The sequence below is a fragment of the Pseudomonas sp. F2 genome (assembly GCF_057174385.1).
The window spans coordinates 5352741-5369273 of sequence record NZ_CM169904.1 but is presented as its reverse complement, the minus strand read 5'-3'; the positions used below and the strand labels follow the sequence as shown (position 1 = coordinate 5369273).

Here is a 16533-nt window from a genome sequence, read left to right as displayed (position 1 = left end):
GGGCCTTGCGGCTAATTTCAAGCCTTCTCGTCAATCGAAGGCGAAATTGGCGCCGGCGCCTTGCTGACCACAACCATGGCCGGACGCAACAGGCGACCGTTGAGCTGGTAGCCCTTCTGGAACACCTTCAGAACGCTGTTCGGTTCAACGTCGGCGCTCTCCTGCATGGCCATCGCCTGATGGTGAACGGCGTTGAACGGTTCGCCATGCGGATCGATCGCTTCAAGCTGATAACGCTTGAGGGTGTCGTGGAACATTTTCAGGGTCAGCTCGATGCCTTCACGCATCGGACGGATGCTTTCGTCGTCCGGGCTCGACAATTCGAGACCGCGCTCCAGGCTGTCAACGATCGGCAGCAAGTCACCGGCGAATTTTTCCAGCGCAAACTTGTGCGCTTTCTCGACATCCTGCTCGGCACGGCGGCGGACGTTCTGCAGATCGGCAGCTACGCGCAGAGACTGATCCTGCGCGGCGGCCAACTGCTCTTCGAGCACTTGTACACGGGTCGCCAGGTCGTCACCCGAAGTTTCGGGCGCCTGATTGGCTTCTGGATTTTGCGTATCTACTGTCTGTTCGTCAGCCATAGAATTCTCCTTTCAATTACGTCCGCGAGCTGTACTCGCGCTTCTGCCCCGATATATGGGGCCGCAAAATCAGGCTTCAAGGGCCTGCAATGATTAACCCTACAAAAAAGTGCTGCATTGTCATTCCTGCTCGGACTAAGCATTTGATCGGATCAAGCAAATCGAGCTAAACGAGGGCATTGTCAGGCCGAAACAAAACACTGTATAAATAACCAGACCTAAAGCCTGGGAGCGGCCTTTATGCTGGTGCACCTGTCCGTACACAACTACGCCATCGTTGAACATCTCGATCTCGAACTTGATCGCGGGATGAGCGTGATCACAGGGGAAACCGGCGCCGGCAAGTCGATCATGCTCGACGCCCTGGGCCTGACCCTTGGTGACCGCGCCGACAGCGGCGTGGTTCGCCCGGGCGCCGACAAGGCCGACATTCTGGCCACCTTCGACCTGGTCGACATTCCCGAAGCCCACGCCTGGCTGGCCGAGCGCGACCTCGAAAACGACGGCCCGTGCATCCTGCGCCGGGTGATCACCGCCGAAGGCCGTTCGCGCGGCTATATCAATGGCACACCCTGCCCGCTCGGTGATCTCAAGGCCCTCGGCGAACTGCTGATCGATATCCACAGCCAGCACGAACACCAGTCCCTGCTGAAAACCGACACTCACCGGCGCCTGCTCGACGAATACGCCGGCGCTACCGATCTGGCCCGCCAGGTGCAACTCGCCGCGCAGCGCTGGCGCCAGACCCGCCAGGAACTGGAGCGCCTCTCCAACTCGGGTGACGAGCAACGCGCGCGTCACCAATTGCTCAGCTACCAGCTCGAAGAACTGGAGAACCTCGGCCTCGGCGAAAACGAGCTGGAACAGCTGGAGCAGGAACACAAGAATCTGACCAACGCCGAAACCCTGCTTGGCATTTGTCGACAGGTGGTCGAGCAGTGCAGCGAAAGCGATTCCGGCAATGTACTGAATGCACTGACCGCCAGTCTCAATCGCCTGTCGAGCGTGAACAACTCGGTCGGCGCGCTGGGCGAAGCCAGCAGCCTGCTGACCAGCGCGCAGATCCAGGTCGAAGAAGCCGTGGGCGAGCTCAATCGTTTCCTCGACAACTTCGATGCCGATCCGGCGCGCCTGCAGTATCTGGAAGAACGCCTCGACGCGATTTACACCTTGGCGCGCAAGCACCGGATCCAGCCAACCGAAGTCGCCGAGATGCAGCAGAAATTGCTCGATGAAATCGAGACATTGAATGCCAACGACGAATCCATCGAACGCCTGGGTGATGAACTGGCCTCTTATGCCCGCCATTATCAAGAGAAGGCCCGGGAACTGAGCGACTTGCGCCATCAGGCCGCCAGCAGCCTCGCCAGCGCCGTGGAGCAAGAGATCCAGCGTTTGGGCATGCCGGGCGGACGCTTCACCATCGAGCTGCGCGCCAATACCAGCGACGAACTGCAGCCTAACGGCCTGGAACAAGTCGAACTGCTGGTCAGCGCCAACCCCGGCCAGCCGCTCAAGACGCTGGCCAAAGTAGCCTCCGGTGGCGAGCTGTCGCGGATCAGCCTGGCGATTCAAGTGATCACTGCGCAGACCTCACGGGTGCCAACCCTGGTATTCGACGAAGTGGACGTGGGTATCGGCGGGCCGACAGCGGAAATCGTCGGTCAGTTGTTGCGGCGTCTTGGCGATCGCGGCCAAGTGCTGACCGTGACGCATTTGCCGCAAGTGGCGGCGCAGGGTCATCAGCATTTATTTGTGCACAAGGTTCGCGGCGAGCAGGCGACTCACACTGCCGTGTCCAAGCTGAGCAAGAACGACCGCATAGAAGAAGTGGCGCGGATGCTGGGCGGCATCGACTTGACCAAAGAGTCCTTGGCTCACGCGAAAAAAATGGTGGTCACGGCAAAAGTTTAAGAACGGCAGAAAGCACGAAGGCGACCCTTGGGTCGCCTTCGTTCGTTTCGCGAACCTGAAATTCGCGCGACATGCTTACTTTTTCTTGCGTACGTACAGCACCAGATTGTGATCTACCAGATCAACACCGTGCTCCTCGGCAATTGCCTTCTGGAGCTTTTCGATTTCCGGACTGACGAATTCGACGACTTCACCGGTTTCCACGTTGACCATATGGTCGTGGTGGCCACCGTCAGCCAATTCGAATACCGCGTGGCCACCGTCGAAGTTGTGACGGACCACGAGGCCAGCAGCTTCGAACTGGGTCAGAACACGGTAAACCGTGGCCAGACCGACGTCCTCGCCCGCTTCCATCAACGCCTTGTAGACGTCTTCGGCACTCATGTGACGCTGCTCGGTAGAATCGAGCATTTGCAGGATCTTGACCCGTGGCAGGGTCACTTTGAGGCCGGCTTTGCGTAGTTCGCTATTTTCAACCATGGTCAGCTTTCTCGCGATGCTGCTTCGCAGCTTCTCTTAATGCGGGTATGATCGGCGTTTACGTTGTCCCAGCCAAGATAGTGGAAGTCGCCCACCGATGCAAAACACCAAGCTCTTGCTAACCAGTTTCACCTTTGTGGGACTGCTCGCACTCGCCGGTTGTTCATTCCCCGGGGTTTACAAAATCGACATCCAGCAGGGCAATGTCGTCACGCAGGACATGATAGACCAGTTACGCCCGGGAATGACCCGTCGGCAAGTACGGTTTATCATGGGTAACCCTCTGCTGACCGACACGTTCCATGCCGATCGCTGGGATTATCTGTACAGCCTGCAACCTGGTGGCGGTGAACGCCAGCAGGAGCGCGTGAGTGTTAATTTCAACTCCAACGACCAGCTTGTCAGCCTGTCCGGTGACTTCATGCCGGGCGTAAGCCGTGACGAGGCCATTCTCGGAAAGGACAGTGGCACCAGCGTGACCGCCCCTGCTGAAAACGCCGAGAAGCCGAAGCCGGAACAACCCGCCAAACCAGGCTCCTTGCTGGATTCGATCCAGAAGGACGTGGACGGTGTTGAAACCGTTCCGGTTCCGACGCCTGAGCCGCTGGACACCTCGCCGCAGTAATGCGCGAGGCAATAAAAAACCCGGAATTTCCGGGTTTTTTATTGCCTGCGATCTGGCCAGGCTACTGATTTCGCGCTTTGGCCTCGGCAGCCTTGGCCGCCCGCAGGCGTCGAACCTCTTTCGGGTCCGCCAGCAACGGCCGGTAGATCTCGATGCGCTCCCCCGCCTGAATCAAGCGAGCCCGTGGATCAGCCACCACCTTGCCGAAGATCCCCAGCGGACAATCACTCAGATCCAGCTCCGGGAATTCATCGCCAATACCTGACTTGAGCACCGCCTCTCGCACTGTCGTCCCTTCCGGGACGCTCAAAGTGCGCAGAAGCTGACGATCCACGGCGGCATACACCACTTCAATCTCGATCACCGGATCAACCATGCATCTGCTTGGCACGCTGGCAGAACGCATCCACCAACGTATTCGCCGCCTGATTGAACAGCGGGCCAAGCGTCGCGCGCACCAGCGGGCCGGCGTAGTCAAAAGACAGGTCAAGACTGATCTTGCAGGCCTTCTCGTTCAATGCCTTGAAGACCCAGACACCATGCAGCTGGTTGAACGGGCCTTCTTCCAGGTTCATCTCGATCGATTGCCCCGGCACCAGCGTATTGCGCGTGACGAAGTGCTGACTGAGACCGCCCTTGGCCACGCCAACGCTGGCGCGCATGTGCTCGGGCGAGCTTTCCAGCACTTCGGCGGACGAGCACCATGGCAAGAATTCCGGGTAACGCGCGACGTCGTTGACCAGGTCGTAGAGGAATTGCGCCGGGTATGGCAGCAACGCCGAACGTTGAATATGTGTCGTCATGTAAGCGTTACTTCCAGAGCTGAGCGGCAAACACTACAAGAATGCCGATAGGCGCCACGTAGCGCATCAAGAACAAGGACAGGGCAAACAGCGCCGGGTTACGAATCGACAACTCCTCCCGCACCGCATCACGCCCCATCACCCAACCGGCAAACAGCACGAAGCACAGGCCACCGAGCGGCAACATGATCCGCGAGGTGAAGAAATCGATCACGCCGAAGAAGTCCAGACCGCCCGCCGCACCCCATTGGTAGAGATGGAACAGCCCGCCTTCGTTCACGAAAAATTTGGCTTCCTTCCAGATATTGAAAGAGAAAACCGTACCCAGACCGACGAACCAGCAGATGAACGCCAGCCAGAAAGTCACCCAGCCACGGCTGATTTTCGTGCGCTCAACCAGATAGGCCACCATCGGTTCAAGCAAGGAAATCGCCGAGCTCCAGGCGGCAATCGCCACCAGCACAAAGAACACCACGCCCATCAACTGGCCGAAAACCACGTTACCGAAGGCAAATGGCAGACTGACAAACATCAGGCCTGGGCCTTCGCTAGGGTTCAAACCGCCAGCAAACACAATCGGAAACAATGCCAGACCGGCCACCAGCGATACAAAGGTATCCAGCAGCGCCACACCGACCACGGTGCCAGAGAGCGAGGCTTCCTTGGTCATGTAAGCGCCGTAGATCATGATCGAGCCGACGCCCACGCTCAGGGAAAAGAACGCGTGGCCCATGGCGGGCAGCAAGCCGTCGAGGACTTTTTCCGGATGGAAGTCGAACATGAAATGCACGCCTTCCATGAAATGCCCGGTAGTCATGCTGTAACCCAGCAATACCAACACCATCACGAACAGCAGCGGCATCATGATCCGCAGGCTGCGCTCCAGCCCGGCAACCACGCCTTTGGCGATCACCACGGCCGACAACAGCATGAAAACTGTGTGCCAAAGTGTCAGACGCCAAGGATCGGAGATCACATTGCCGAAATAAGCGCCGACCTGCTCCGCCGTAGCACCCTGGAAGTCGCCGCGCCCCATGTCGATGATGTAATCCAGCGACCAGCCGCCGACCACACTATAGAAAGACAGGATCAGCAGCGCCGTGATCATCCCGGCAAACGCGCCCCACGACCACTTGCCCGAATGCCCGGCCTCCCGCGCGAGCACCTTCAAGGCGTTCGCCGGACTCTGCCGTGCGCGACGGCCGATCAGGGTTTCCGCCAGCATGACCGGGATCCCGATCAATGCGATGCAGGCGAGAAACATCAGCACGAAGGCGCCGCCGCCGTAGACCCCGACCATGTAGGGGAATTTCCAGATGCTGCCCAGTCCCACGGCCGAACCGGTCGCGGCGAATATGAAAACCCAGCGGCTAGCCCAACTGCCGTGGACAGAAACCTTGTCTGTCGACATTGAATATCACGCCCAAGCGTTAGAAAAAGAGGCCGCATTGTCCGGGATTCACTCAACCTGCTCAAGCACGCAGCATCACCGTAGCCGAGGATCATTTATCTCCATATAATGCCGCCCCTATGGCTAAACAGAAGAAACACCCAACAGGGACCATCGCGCAGAACAAAAAGGCGCGACACGATTACTTCATCGAACATCGTTTCGAGGCTGGTCTGGTCCTGGCCGGCTGGGAAGTAAAAAGTCTGCGGGCAAGCAAGCTGCAACTGGTCGACAGTTACGTGCTGCTCAAGGACGGCGAAGCCTGGCTTCTCGGCAGTCACATCACGCCGTTGATGACCGCCAGCACCCACGTCATCGCCGATCCGACCCGCACCCGCAAACTGCTGCTCAATAAGCGCGAGCTGGAAAAACTCGCCGCTGCCGTGCAACAGAAAGGCTACGCCTGCGTGTGCCTGTCCTTCTACTGGAGCAAGCACATGGTCAAGTGCGAGATTGCTCTGGGCAAGGGCAAGAAGGAATACGACAAGCGTGACACCGAGCGCGAACGCGACGCCGGTCGTGAGTTGCAGCGCGCCGTGCGCAACAAGGGCAAGGAAGAATAAATTTCTTCTGCCTGAAAAGATCGCAGCCTTCGGCAGCTCCTACAGGGAAAGACACATTCCTGTGTAGGAGCTGCCGAAGGCTGCGATCTTTTTGCTTCTAAAAACTACATTCCCTTGCGCCGCTCCGCCCGAGCCATGCGCTGAACTTCCTGCCGCACCTCTTCCAGCACCTCTTGCACATACAGAATGTGCCGACTGGAAACCTCCCGCGCCTGCTCCGCACGCCCTTCGATAATCGCCAGATACAGCTCCCGGTGCTGAGAGATCAGCATGTCGCGGGTTTCCGTGCGCTGTTTGTACATGCCGCCGATGTTGGTCACCACGTTGCGCTTGAGCAAATCGAAAAGCCCGCGAATGGTGTGCAGCAGCACCGCGTTGTGACTGGCTTCGGCAATCGCCAAGTGAAACTTCGCGTCCGCCGCGCCCTCTTCCACCCGGCTCACTTCGTCATGCCGCGTGTAGCAATCCTGCAGCTCGTTGAACGCTGCGGTCAGGCGCTCACGATCCACATCCGTGGCGCGCAATGCTGCGTAATAGGCACACGATGCCTCCAGAGTGTGCCGAAACTCCAGCAAGTCGCGCTGCGCTTCGGGGTTGCTCTCCAGCAGCAATAGCAGGGGGTCGCTGAAGGTCGATCCGAGGGTTTCCACCACGTAATTGCCGCCGCCCTGGCGACTGACCAGCAAGCCCTTGGCCGCCAGTTTCTGAATCGCTTCGCGCAACGACGGACGCGACACGCCGAACTGCTCGGCCAAGGTGCGCTCAGCCGGAAGCCGCTCGCCGGACTTCAGCGTGCCCTCGAGGATCATCCCCTCGAGGCGCTCGACAATATCGTCAGACAAACGGCGCTGACGAATCTGATCAAACCCCATAACTCATTTCTCCACGATCCCGACCGCTCGCCGGGCTCTCTATTCTGGCCTATCGGCGCCCCGCCGACACCTGTCAGAGCACATTTGCCCGACCGGATCAGATGCCTTCTGCACCGCTTATTCGACAAAAGTTTCAGGGCGACAAATTGACACACCGATATCAAGGCTTTTACCCTAGCCAACAGCGATTGTAAATTGGTATTACCAATTAACCAAGAACGCTGACAGTGCCTGACCAACAACAATTAGGGGCCACCCCATATGCAAACCTGGCAACAGCTCTACACCCCGCTCGGCAGTCTCGGCGTCTCCGCACTCGCGGCCGTCATCCCCATCGTTTTCTTCTTCCTGGCTCTGGCGGTGTTCCGCCTCAAGGGTCATGTGGCCGGCAGCATCACGCTCGCCCTGTCGATTGCCGTGGCGATTTTCGCCTTTCACATGCCGGTCGACATGGCTTTCGCCGCTGCCGGATACGGCTTTGCCTATGGTCTGTGGCCGATTGCCTGGATCATCGTCGCGGCGGTGTTCCTCTACAAACTGACGGTCAAGAGTGGTCAGTTCGAGGTCATTCGCAGTTCGGTGCTGTCGATCACCGACGACCAGCGCCTGCAGGTGTTGCTGATCGGTTTCTGCTTCGGCGCGTTCCTCGAAGGTGCCGCCGGCTTCGGCGCGCCAGTGGCCATTACCGCCGCGCTGCTGGTCGGTCTCGGGTTCAACCCGCTGTACGCCGCCGGCCTGTGCCTGATTGCCAACACCGCGCCGGTGGCGTTCGGCGCACTGGGGATTCCGATCATCGTGGCCGGTCAGGTGACGGGCATCGACGCGTTCAAGATCGGCGCCATGACCGGTCGCCAACTGCCACTGCTGTCGCTGTTCGTACCGTTCTGGCTGGTGTTCATGATGGACGGCCTGCGTGGTGTGCGTGAAACCTGGCCGGCAGCACTGGTTGCAGGCCTGAGCTTCGCCGTGACCCAGTACTTCACTTCGAACTTCATCGGCCCGGAGCTGCCGGACATCACCTCGGCCCTGGCCAGCCTGATTTCCCTGACCCTGTTCCTCAAAGTCTGGCAACCAAAACGCGCCGCCGGTCAGCACATCGCCGGCGCCGTGTCGGCCTCGGTGGTAACCGCCAGCGCTGGCGGTTTCGGCCAGAAGCGCAGCACCGTGGCGTCGCCTTACAGCCTCTGGGAAATTTTCATCGCCTGGTCGCCGTTCCTGATCCTTACCGTGCTGGTAACCATCTGGACGCTGAAACCCTTCAAAGCCATGTTCGCCGCTGGCGGTTCGATGTACGCCTGGGTATTCAACTTCGCCATCCCGCACCTGGATCAACTGGTGATCAAGACCGCGCCGATCGTGGCCACACCGACTGCGATTCCGGCGGTGTTCAAACTCGACCCGATTTCCGCGACCGGCACAGCGATCTTCTTCTCGGCATTGATCTCGATGCTGGTGCTGAAGATCAACTTCAAAACTGGTCTGACCACTTTGAAAGAGACCTTCTACGAACTGCGCTGGCCTATTCTGTCGATCGGCATGGTGCTGGCCTTCGCCTTCGTCACCAACTACTCGGGGATGTCTTCGACCATGGCGCTGGTCCTGGCCGCGACCGGCGCAGCCTTCCCGTTCTTCTCGCCGTTCCTCGGCTGGCTGGGCGTGTTCCTCACCGGTTCCGATACTTCGTCCAACGCGCTGTTCAGTTCGCTGCAGGCGACCACCGCACACCAGATCGGCGTCAACGACACCTTGCTGGTGGCAGCCAACACCAGCGGCGGCGTGACCGGCAAGATGATCTCGCCACAATCGATCGCCGTGGCCTGCGCCGCGACCGGGCTGGTGGGCAAGGAATCGGATCTGTTCCGCTTCACCCTCAAGCACAGCCTATTCTTTGCCACGATCGTAGGCCTGATCACGCTGGCCCAGGCCTACTGGTTCACCGGCATGCTGGTGCACTGATCCTATAAACAAAACGGAAATAACCGACGCCGGTTCGTGATTCCGGCGTCAGCAATTCACCACCCGGTCTGTAAGGCTGCTGAAAGCAAGGCGCTTTATATTCAGCAGCCGCCACAGACGGATAACCGGGCCCACCCGGAGACACGCCTGATGAGCGAGCTTTTTTACAACGCTGTGCCCAACGCCACGCGCGTCGCACCGCCGCTGCCCGAACCTCGGCAATACCCCAGCGAGAAACCGTCGCGGGTCTACCTGTTCGGCACGTGCGTGGTCGACCTGTTCTACCCCGAAGCCGGGATGGACGCGATCCATTTGCTGGAGCGCGAAGGCATCCGCGTCGAGTACCCGCAAGGGCAGAGCTGCTGCGGGCAACCGGCCTACACCTCGGGTTACACCGAGCAGGCGCGGACGGTCGCGCGCGCGCAACTGGCGTTGTTTGCCGGGGATTATCCGGTGGTGGTGCCGTCGGGTTCCTGCGCGGGCATGCTGCGCGAGCATTACGCGGACTTGTTCAAGGACGAGCCGCAAACGTTGAAACAGGTACAGGCCCTCGCGGCCCGCACTTATGAACTGGCTGAGTTTCTGCTGCTTGTCTGCAAGGTGCAGCTCAAGGACAGCGGCGAACCGGTCAAAGTGGCGCTGCACACTTCGTGTTCGGCACGTCGCGAAATGAACACCCACCTGCACGGCCGCGAGCTGTTGGCGCAGTTGAGCAACGTGGAACGGGTCAACCACGATCACGAAAGCGAATGCTGTGGCTTCGGTGGGACATTCAGCGTCCGTATGCCAGACATTTCCGGCGCGATGGTGGCTGACAAGACCAAAGCGTTGAAGGATTCCGGCGCACACAAAGTGTTGAGCGCCGACTGTGGCTGTTTGATGAACATCAACGGCGCATTGGAGAAACAAAAAGAAGCGCTGCGCGGGCAACATCTCGCCAGCTTTCTGTGGCAACGAACCGGAGGTGCGCAATGAGCACCTCGACGATTATTCCTACGGTTGCCGTAGAAGAAGACTTCCGCACCCGGGCGCACAACGCCTTGGGTGATCAGCAGTTACGGAACAACTTCCGTACTGCCATGGATTCACTGATGACCAAGCGGGCAGCGGCGTTCAGCGATGCCCACGAAAGAGAACACTTGCGTGCCCTGGGCAACTCGATCAGGGCGCGCGCGCTCTCCAAGTTGCCCGACCTGCTCGAGCAACTGGAACAGAACCTGACCCGCAACGGTGTGACAGTGCACTGGGCGGAAACGGTGGACGAAGCCAATGGCATCGTCCTTTCGATCATCCGCGCTCACGAGGCGCGGCAAGTGATCAAGGGCAAATCGATGGTCAGCGAAGAGATGGAGATGAACCATTTCCTCGAGGCTCAAGGTGTTGAATGCCTGGAATCCGACATGGGGGAATACATCGTCCAGCTCGACCACGAGAAGCCTTCACACATCATTATGCCGGCGATCCACAAGAATGCCGGTCAGGTCGCGTCCTTGTTCCACGACAAACTTGGCGTGGAGTACACCAAGGACGTTGACCAACTCATTCAGATCGGTCGCAGAGTCCTGCGGCAGAAATTCTTCGAAGCGGACATCGGCGTTTCCGGCGTCAACTTCGCCGTGGCCGAAACCGGCACCCTGCTGCTGGTGGAAAACGAAGGCAACGGGCGCATGACCACCACCGTACCGCCGGTGCACATCGCCGTCACCGGCATCGAAAAGGTCGTGGAAAACCTGCGCGACGTGGTGCCGCTGTTGTCGCTGCTGACCCGCTCGGCGCTGGGCATTCCGATTACCACCTACGTCAACATGATCTCCGGCCCGCGCAAGGAACATGAACTCGACGGCCCGCAGGAAGTGCATCTGGTGCTGCTCGACAACGGTCGCAGCCAGGCCTTCGCCGACAGCGAACTGCGCCAGACCCTGAACTGCATCCGCTGTGGCGCGTGCATGAACCATTGCCCGGTTTACACCCGCGTCGGTGGTCACACCTACGGCGAGGTTTATCCGGGACCGATCGGCAAAATCATCACCCCGCACATGGTCGGTCTGGCGAAAGTCCCGGACCACCCGAGCGCTTCGTCGTTGTGCGGTGCCTGCGGTGAAGTGTGCCCGGTGAAAATTCCGATCCCGGCAATTCTGCGCCGATTGCGCGAAGAAAACGTCAAAGCCCCGGACGCTCCACACCAAGTGATGCGCGGCCAGGGCAGCAAGTATTCGCGCAAGGAACGCTTCATCTGGAACGCCTGGGCGAAACTCAACAGCTCGCCGACGCTGTATCGGTTGTTCGGGTTCTTCGCCACGCGCCTGCGTGCCATGACCCCGAGCAATGTCGGCCCGTGGACGCAAAACCACAGCGCACCAAAACCCGCCGCCCGCTCACTGCACGACATGGCCCGCGAGCATCTGGGCAAACAGGGAGACCGCTGATGAGCGCCAAGCAAAATATCCTCGCCAAGCTGCGGAAAAGTCTGACCGGTGCCACACCGATTGCCGACGACTTCGACGTCGATCTGGTGACCCAGCCTTACACCTACAGCGCCGAGCAACGTATCCCGCAGCTGCGCAAACTTATGGAAGCGGTGCACACCGAAATCCATGTGACCACCGGCGCAGACTGGCCGGCGCTACTCGCGCAATTACTGCGTGACCGTCAGATGCCGAGCCTGCTGATTGCACCGACGACGCCTCACGGGCAACGCGTCTCACAACACTGGGCGAACAATCCTGATCTGCCGACGCTGAAGTACTACAACCGGCCGATGGAGGAGTGGAAAGCCGAACTGTTCAACGACACTCCGGCCAGCCTGACCGGCACCCTCGGCGCCATCGCCGCCACCGGCAGCCTGATTCTCTGGCCAACCCGTGAAGAGCCGCGACTGATGAGCCTGGTGCCGCCGGTGCATTTCGCCCTGCTCAAGGCCAGCGAAATCCGCGACAACTTCTATCAGGTGCAACAGGAATTCGAGTGGGCACAAGGCATGCCGACCAATGCGCTGCTGGTATCCGGCCCGTCGAAAACCGCCGACATCGAGCAAGTGCTGGCCTACGGCGCTCACGGCCCGAAAGACCTGGTGGTACTGATCCTGGAGGACCAATGACGCTTCCGGTGAATTTCCTGCGTGATGCGCAGCAACTGATTCCAGCGGAGCGCCGCTTCGACGATCCGCTGTCGACCTTGGCCTTCGGCACCGACGCCAGTTTTTATCGGCTGATTCCCAAACTGGTGATCCGCGTCGAGTCCGAAGACGAAGTGATAGCGCTGCTGAAACTGGCCCAGCGCGATCAAGTCCCGGTGACCTTCCGCGCCGCCGGCACCAGTTTGTCCGGGCAGGCGATCAGCGATTCGGTGCTGATTGTGCTGGGGGATAACTGGAACGCTCGCGAGATTCGTGATCAAGGCCTGCAGATTCGTCTACAGCCGGGCGTGATCGGCGCGCAAGCCAACGCGTGGTTGGCACCGTTCGGGCGCAAGATCGGCCCGGATCCGGCGTCGATCAACGCCTGCAAGATCGGCGGCATCGTCGCCAACAACGCCAGCGGCATGTGCTGCGGCACCGCGCAAAACACTTATCACACACTGGCCGGAATTCGTCTGGTACTGGCCGACGGCACCCGTCTCGACACTGAAGACGCAGCCAGTGTCGCCGCGTTTCGCGAAAGCCACGGCGAACTGCTGGAGCGTCTGGCGACGTTGGGCCGTGAGACCCGCGCCAATGCCGAACTGGCGGCGAGAATCCGCCACAAATACCGTCTGAAAAATACCACCGGCCTGTCACTCAACGCCCTGGTGGATTTCGACGAGCCTGTGGATATCTTGAGCCACCTGCTGGTCGGCTCCGAAGGCACCCTCGGCTTCATCAGTGCGGTGACCTATGACACAGTGATCGACCACCCGAACAAGGCGTCGGCACTGATCGTGTTCCCGGATGTGGAAACCTGCTGCAACGCGGTCACGGTGCTGAAAAACCAACCGGTATCAGCGGTGGAACTGCTGGACCGACGCAGCCTGCGCTCGGTGCAGGACAAACCCGGCATGCCGGATTTCGTACAACACCTGTCGAACAATGCCTGCGCGCTGCTGATCGAATCCCGCGCCGCCTCTTCCTCTTTGCTGCAGGAACAACTGGCGCAGATCATGGCTTCGCTGACCCGTTTCCCGGTGGAAAAACAGGTCGATTTCACCGAAGACCCGGCCGAGAACGCCAAGCTCTGGGCCATCCGTAAGGACACCTTCCCCGCCGTCGGTGCCGTGCGTAAAACCGGCACCACGGTGATCATCGAAGACGTGACCTTCCCGGTCGAGCAACTGGCGATCGGCGTCAACCGCCTGATTGAGCTGTTCGACAAACATGCCTACGACGAAGCGATCCTTTTCGGACACGCGCTGGAAGGCAATCTGCATTTCGTCTTCACCCAAGGCTTCAACAGTCCGGAAGAAGTCGCACGCTATCAAGCGTTCATGGACGACGTCGCGCAACTGGTAGCGGTGGAATTCGGCGGTTCGTTGAAGGCTGAACACGGCACCGGGCGCAACATGGCGCCGTTCGTTGAGCTGGAATGGGGCAGCGATGCGTATCAGTTGATGTGGCAGCTCAAACGCCTGCTCGACCCCAACGGCATCCTCAACCCGGACGTGGTGCTCAGCGAAGATCCGCAGATCCACCTCAAGCATCTCAAGCCGCTGCCAGCGGCGGACGAGATTGTTGATAAATGCATCGAGTGCGGCTTCTGCGAACCGGTCTGCCCGTCGAAAGGCCTGACCCTCAGCCCGCGCCAGCGCATCGTCATTTGGCGTGACATTCAGGCGAAAAAACGCGCCGGCGTTGACACCACCGAGCTGGAACAAGCCTACGAATACCAAGGCATCGAGACCTGCGCCGCGACCGGTTTGTGCGCTCAGCGTTGCCCTGTGGGCATCAATACCGGCGAACTGGTGAAAAAGCTTCGCGGCCGACACGCGACGCATCAGAAAACCGCTGACTGGATCGAAGGAAATTTCGCCAAGACCCTGCAAGGTGCACGTTTCACTTTGCACGTGGCCAATGGCGCACGGATGCTGCTGGGCGCACCGCGTCTGGCGAAGCTGTCGGCAACCCTGACGCGCTTGTCCAAGGGCCAGGTGCCGCTGTGGACCAACGCGATGCCGCAACCGGAAAAAGCCATTCGCTTCAACCCGAGTGTGTCGGATGAGCGCCCGCGGGTGGTGTATCTGGCGGCGTGCGTATCGCGGGTGATGGGCCCGGCGGCGGGTGACAAGGAGCAGATGTCGCTGTACGACAAAACCCGTGGCCTACTGGAAAAGGCCGGTTACCAGGTGGTGATCCCGGACAATCAGGACAACCTCTGCTGCGGTCAGCCGTTTGCCTCCAAAGGCTACGCCGAGCAAGCCGAACACAAGCGCCAGGAACTGATTAGCGCCCTCCTTCATGCCAGTCGCGGCGGGCTCGATCCGATCTATTGCGACACCAGCCCCTGCACCTTGCGCCTGGTGCAGGACGTGGGAAATGTTCGCCTGGATCTGTACGACCCGGTGCGCTTCATTCGTACGCACCTTCTCGATCGACTGGAGTTCACCCCGCAAGAGGCACCGATTGCGGTTCACGTGACCTGCAGCACCCAGCATCTGGGCGAGAGCCAGGCGCTGATCGATCTGGCGCGCAAATGCAGCAAAAACGTGGTGATTCCGGAAGGCATTCATTGTTGCGGGTTTGCCGGTGACAAGGGCTTCACCACCCCGGAGTTGAACAGCCATTCGCTGCGCACCCTCAAGGACGCGGTGCAGCATTGCAGCGAAGGCATTTCCACCAGCCGCACCTGTGAGATCGGCCTGACGCAACACGGCGGCATCGACTATCACGGGCTGGTCTATCTGGTGGATCGGGTGACCCGGGCCAAGGCCTGCTGAAGAAAAATAGAACCCTTGCGTGCGACCGTAGTCCACAGAATAGGCCCCGGAAAACGGGGCTTTTCCTCCCATCGGTTGCCCGTCCTGACGGCCAGCGCAGTCTGGATCCCTCAGTTCAAGGAGATACACATGAAACGTTCTGTACTGTTAGGTCTGTTCGTTACTGCCTCGATGATGGCCTCCACCTCGTTCGCCGCCAACAAGCCTGCCGACCTGTGCGATGCCAACATCCAGACCATCAACAATGCCAAGGGGCAGTTGTCAGCGAACCCGGAACTAAGTCAGCGTGCCGAAGCCAGTGTGAGCAAGGCACAGGCGCTGAAAGCCCAGGGCAAGATTGATGACTGCGTAGCGGAAACCTCGCAAACCATCATAGAACTGCGTAAATCCACCGGCACCAACAACTGATTCACGCCCCGGCCAACCTTCGGGTTGGCCTCGGGGGCCGTTTGGCGTACACTGCGCAGGCTTGTTGCCTCACCTGATGTACGAGGCAATGAGTTCGGGGCCGATTAGGATTCGACGCCGGTGACGAAACTTTAGGTGCATGCCGACTTGGTAACAGAAGTCGTAAATCCACTGTTGCAACTTCTTATAGTTGCCAATGACGACCAATACGGTGCTGCTCTCGCTGCTTAATTGCAGCTGACATGCACTCCTGGTGCCTTCGGGCCCAGCAATCATCAGGGGATGTCTGTAAACCCGAAATGATTGTCATATAGAACAGAATCGCCGTGCAGTACGTTGTGGACGAAGCGGCTAAAACTTACACAACTCGCCCAAAGCACCCTGCCCGTCGGGTCGCTGAGGGTTAACTTAATAGACACGGCTACGCATGTAGTACCGACAGCGGAGCACTGGCGGACGGGGGTTCAAATCCCCCCGGCTCCACCAAACTCAACGAAAAAAGACGTCCTCGGACGTCTTTTTTTGTGCCTGGAAATCTAGTGAAACAAGTGAAGTAACGGGCTTTAGCGCCATTCGCTGCCATAGAAAAACGGGCTTAACACCATCCCACCACTTGCCTGATGAAGAGAATGGCGCGTGGCTAGCTGTCTATCTGATATTTAGGCCGACTTGTTCAGGGTCAACTGCACTACCACTTGATTGACATTTCGCTTGACAGCTGATTACCTGCCAAAAGAGCCTGCAAGTTTTTTATTGATAAGAGCCTCTAGGTGCACCAACGGGCCGGCGTAGCCGGCCCGTTGGTGCACCTAGAGGGCGTGATGAAGAATGCATTTCGTCGGCACTGACTCGCAATCACAGCCCTCCGCCTGTAAATGCGCCGAGTGAGTGTGCTAACCTCAAGCCCAAGTCCATTTCACCCTTATGGGTACTTTCGCCATGATCAGCGGCCACCAGCATTCAAATGACCTTAG

At 59.3% G+C, this 16533-nt stretch carries 15 protein-coding genes and 1 other RNA gene; 10 read left to right on the top strand and 6 right to left on the bottom strand.

Annotation, left to right across the window (positions count from 1 at the left end):
* Positions 1-17: 17 nt before the first annotated feature.
* On the bottom strand, positions 18-584 hold the full coding sequence (gene grpE / locus AC193Q_RS24075; protein ID WP_007961425.1) for a nucleotide exchange factor GrpE: 567 nt from the start codon (positions 582-584) through the stop codon (positions 18-20).
* Between the two features lie 240 nt (positions 585-824).
* Between grpE and recN the strand changes: the two genes are divergently transcribed.
* Complete coding sequence (recN, locus tag AC193Q_RS24070; protein ID WP_483878893.1) at positions 825-2498, top strand: DNA repair protein RecN; 1674 nt, start codon at positions 825-827, stop codon at positions 2496-2498.
* Positions 2499-2573: 75 nt separating this feature from the next.
* On the opposite strand, the gene fur is transcribed toward recN, so the two are convergent.
* Positions 2574-2978, bottom strand: coding sequence for a ferric iron uptake transcriptional regulator (fur, locus tag AC193Q_RS24065; protein WP_003221515.1), 405 nt, complete (start codon positions 2976-2978; stop codon positions 2574-2576).
* Between the two features lie 97 nt (positions 2979-3075).
* Here fur and AC193Q_RS24060 point away from each other — a divergent pair, with 97 nt between their 5' ends.
* Positions 3076-3603 (top strand): outer membrane protein assembly factor BamE, encoded by a 528-nt coding sequence (locus tag AC193Q_RS24060; protein ID WP_027610774.1) that lies wholly within the window; start codon positions 3076-3078, stop codon positions 3601-3603.
* A 61-nt stretch (positions 3604-3664) separates the two neighbouring features.
* Here the strand turns inward: AC193Q_RS24060 and AC193Q_RS24055 are convergent, their stop codons facing one another.
* The 3 genes from AC193Q_RS24055 to AC193Q_RS24045 are packed head-to-tail and all read right to left on the bottom strand — an operon-like array spanning position 3665 to position 5817.
* Positions 3665-3979, bottom strand: a complete 315-nt coding sequence (locus AC193Q_RS24055) for an RnfH family protein (RefSeq protein ID WP_047291158.1) — start codon at positions 3977-3979, stop codon at positions 3665-3667.
* Positions 3972-4406: a type II toxin-antitoxin system RatA family toxin gene (locus AC193Q_RS24050; protein WP_003221509.1), complete on the bottom strand. Its 435-nt coding sequence runs from the start codon at positions 4404-4406 to the stop codon at positions 3972-3974. Before AC193Q_RS24050 ends, AC193Q_RS24055 begins: the two co-directional genes overlap by 8 nt.
* 7 nt (positions 4407-4413) lie before the next feature.
* The gene (locus AC193Q_RS24045; protein WP_047291154.1) at positions 4414-5817 is read right to left on the bottom strand and encodes a sodium-dependent transporter; all 1404 of its coding nucleotides are present in this window, start codon (positions 5815-5817) and stop codon (positions 4414-4416) included.
* A gap of 119 nt (positions 5818-5936) precedes the next feature.
* Between AC193Q_RS24045 and smpB the strand changes: the two genes are divergently transcribed.
* Entirely contained in the window at positions 5937-6419 is a 483-nt protein-coding gene (smpB, locus tag AC193Q_RS24040; RefSeq protein ID WP_003221505.1) for an SsrA-binding protein SmpB, read from the top strand.
* A 104-nt stretch (positions 6420-6523) separates the two neighbouring features.
* On the opposite strand, the gene AC193Q_RS24035 is transcribed toward smpB, so the two are convergent.
* The gene (locus tag AC193Q_RS24035; RefSeq protein WP_041066759.1) at positions 6524-7291 is read right to left on the bottom strand and encodes an FCD domain-containing protein; all 768 of its coding nucleotides are present in this window, start codon (positions 7289-7291) and stop codon (positions 6524-6526) included.
* A gap of 261 nt (positions 7292-7552) precedes the next feature.
* Between AC193Q_RS24035 and AC193Q_RS24030 the strand changes: the two genes are divergently transcribed.
* The 7 genes from AC193Q_RS24030 to ssrA all read left to right on the top strand — a co-directional run bounded on the left by AC193Q_RS24030 (position 7553) and on the right by ssrA (position 16045).
* Positions 7553-9247 (top strand): lactate permease LctP family transporter, encoded by a 1695-nt coding sequence (locus tag AC193Q_RS24030; RefSeq protein ID WP_027610771.1) that lies wholly within the window; start codon positions 7553-7555, stop codon positions 9245-9247.
* Positions 9248-9397: 150 nt separating this feature from the next.
* Positions 9398-10222, top strand: coding sequence for a (Fe-S)-binding protein (locus tag AC193Q_RS24025; RefSeq protein ID WP_483878892.1), 825 nt, complete (start codon positions 9398-9400; stop codon positions 10220-10222).
* Positions 10219-11673 (top strand): LutB/LldF family L-lactate oxidation iron-sulfur protein, encoded by a 1455-nt coding sequence (locus AC193Q_RS24020; RefSeq protein ID WP_476284926.1) that lies wholly within the window; start codon positions 10219-10221, stop codon positions 11671-11673. The genes AC193Q_RS24025 and AC193Q_RS24020 overlap by 4 nt, the downstream gene beginning before the upstream one ends.
* Positions 11673-12344 (top strand): LutC/YkgG family protein, encoded by a 672-nt coding sequence (locus tag AC193Q_RS24015; protein ID WP_483878891.1) that lies wholly within the window; start codon positions 11673-11675, stop codon positions 12342-12344. Before AC193Q_RS24020 ends, AC193Q_RS24015 begins: the two co-directional genes overlap by 1 nt.
* Positions 12341-15151 (top strand): FAD-binding and (Fe-S)-binding domain-containing protein, encoded by a 2811-nt coding sequence (locus AC193Q_RS24010; protein WP_483878890.1) that lies wholly within the window; start codon positions 12341-12343, stop codon positions 15149-15151. Before AC193Q_RS24015 ends, AC193Q_RS24010 begins: the two co-directional genes overlap by 4 nt.
* 129 nt (positions 15152-15280) lie before the next feature.
* The gene (locus AC193Q_RS24005) at positions 15281-15559 is read left to right on the top strand and encodes a hypothetical protein (RefSeq protein ID WP_483878889.1); all 279 of its coding nucleotides are present in this window, start codon (positions 15281-15283) and stop codon (positions 15557-15559) included.
* Between the two features lie 96 nt (positions 15560-15655).
* Positions 15656-16045, top strand: a transfer-messenger RNA (tmRNA) gene (ssrA, locus tag AC193Q_RS24000).
* The last annotated feature ends 488 nt before the right edge of the window (positions 16046-16533 follow it).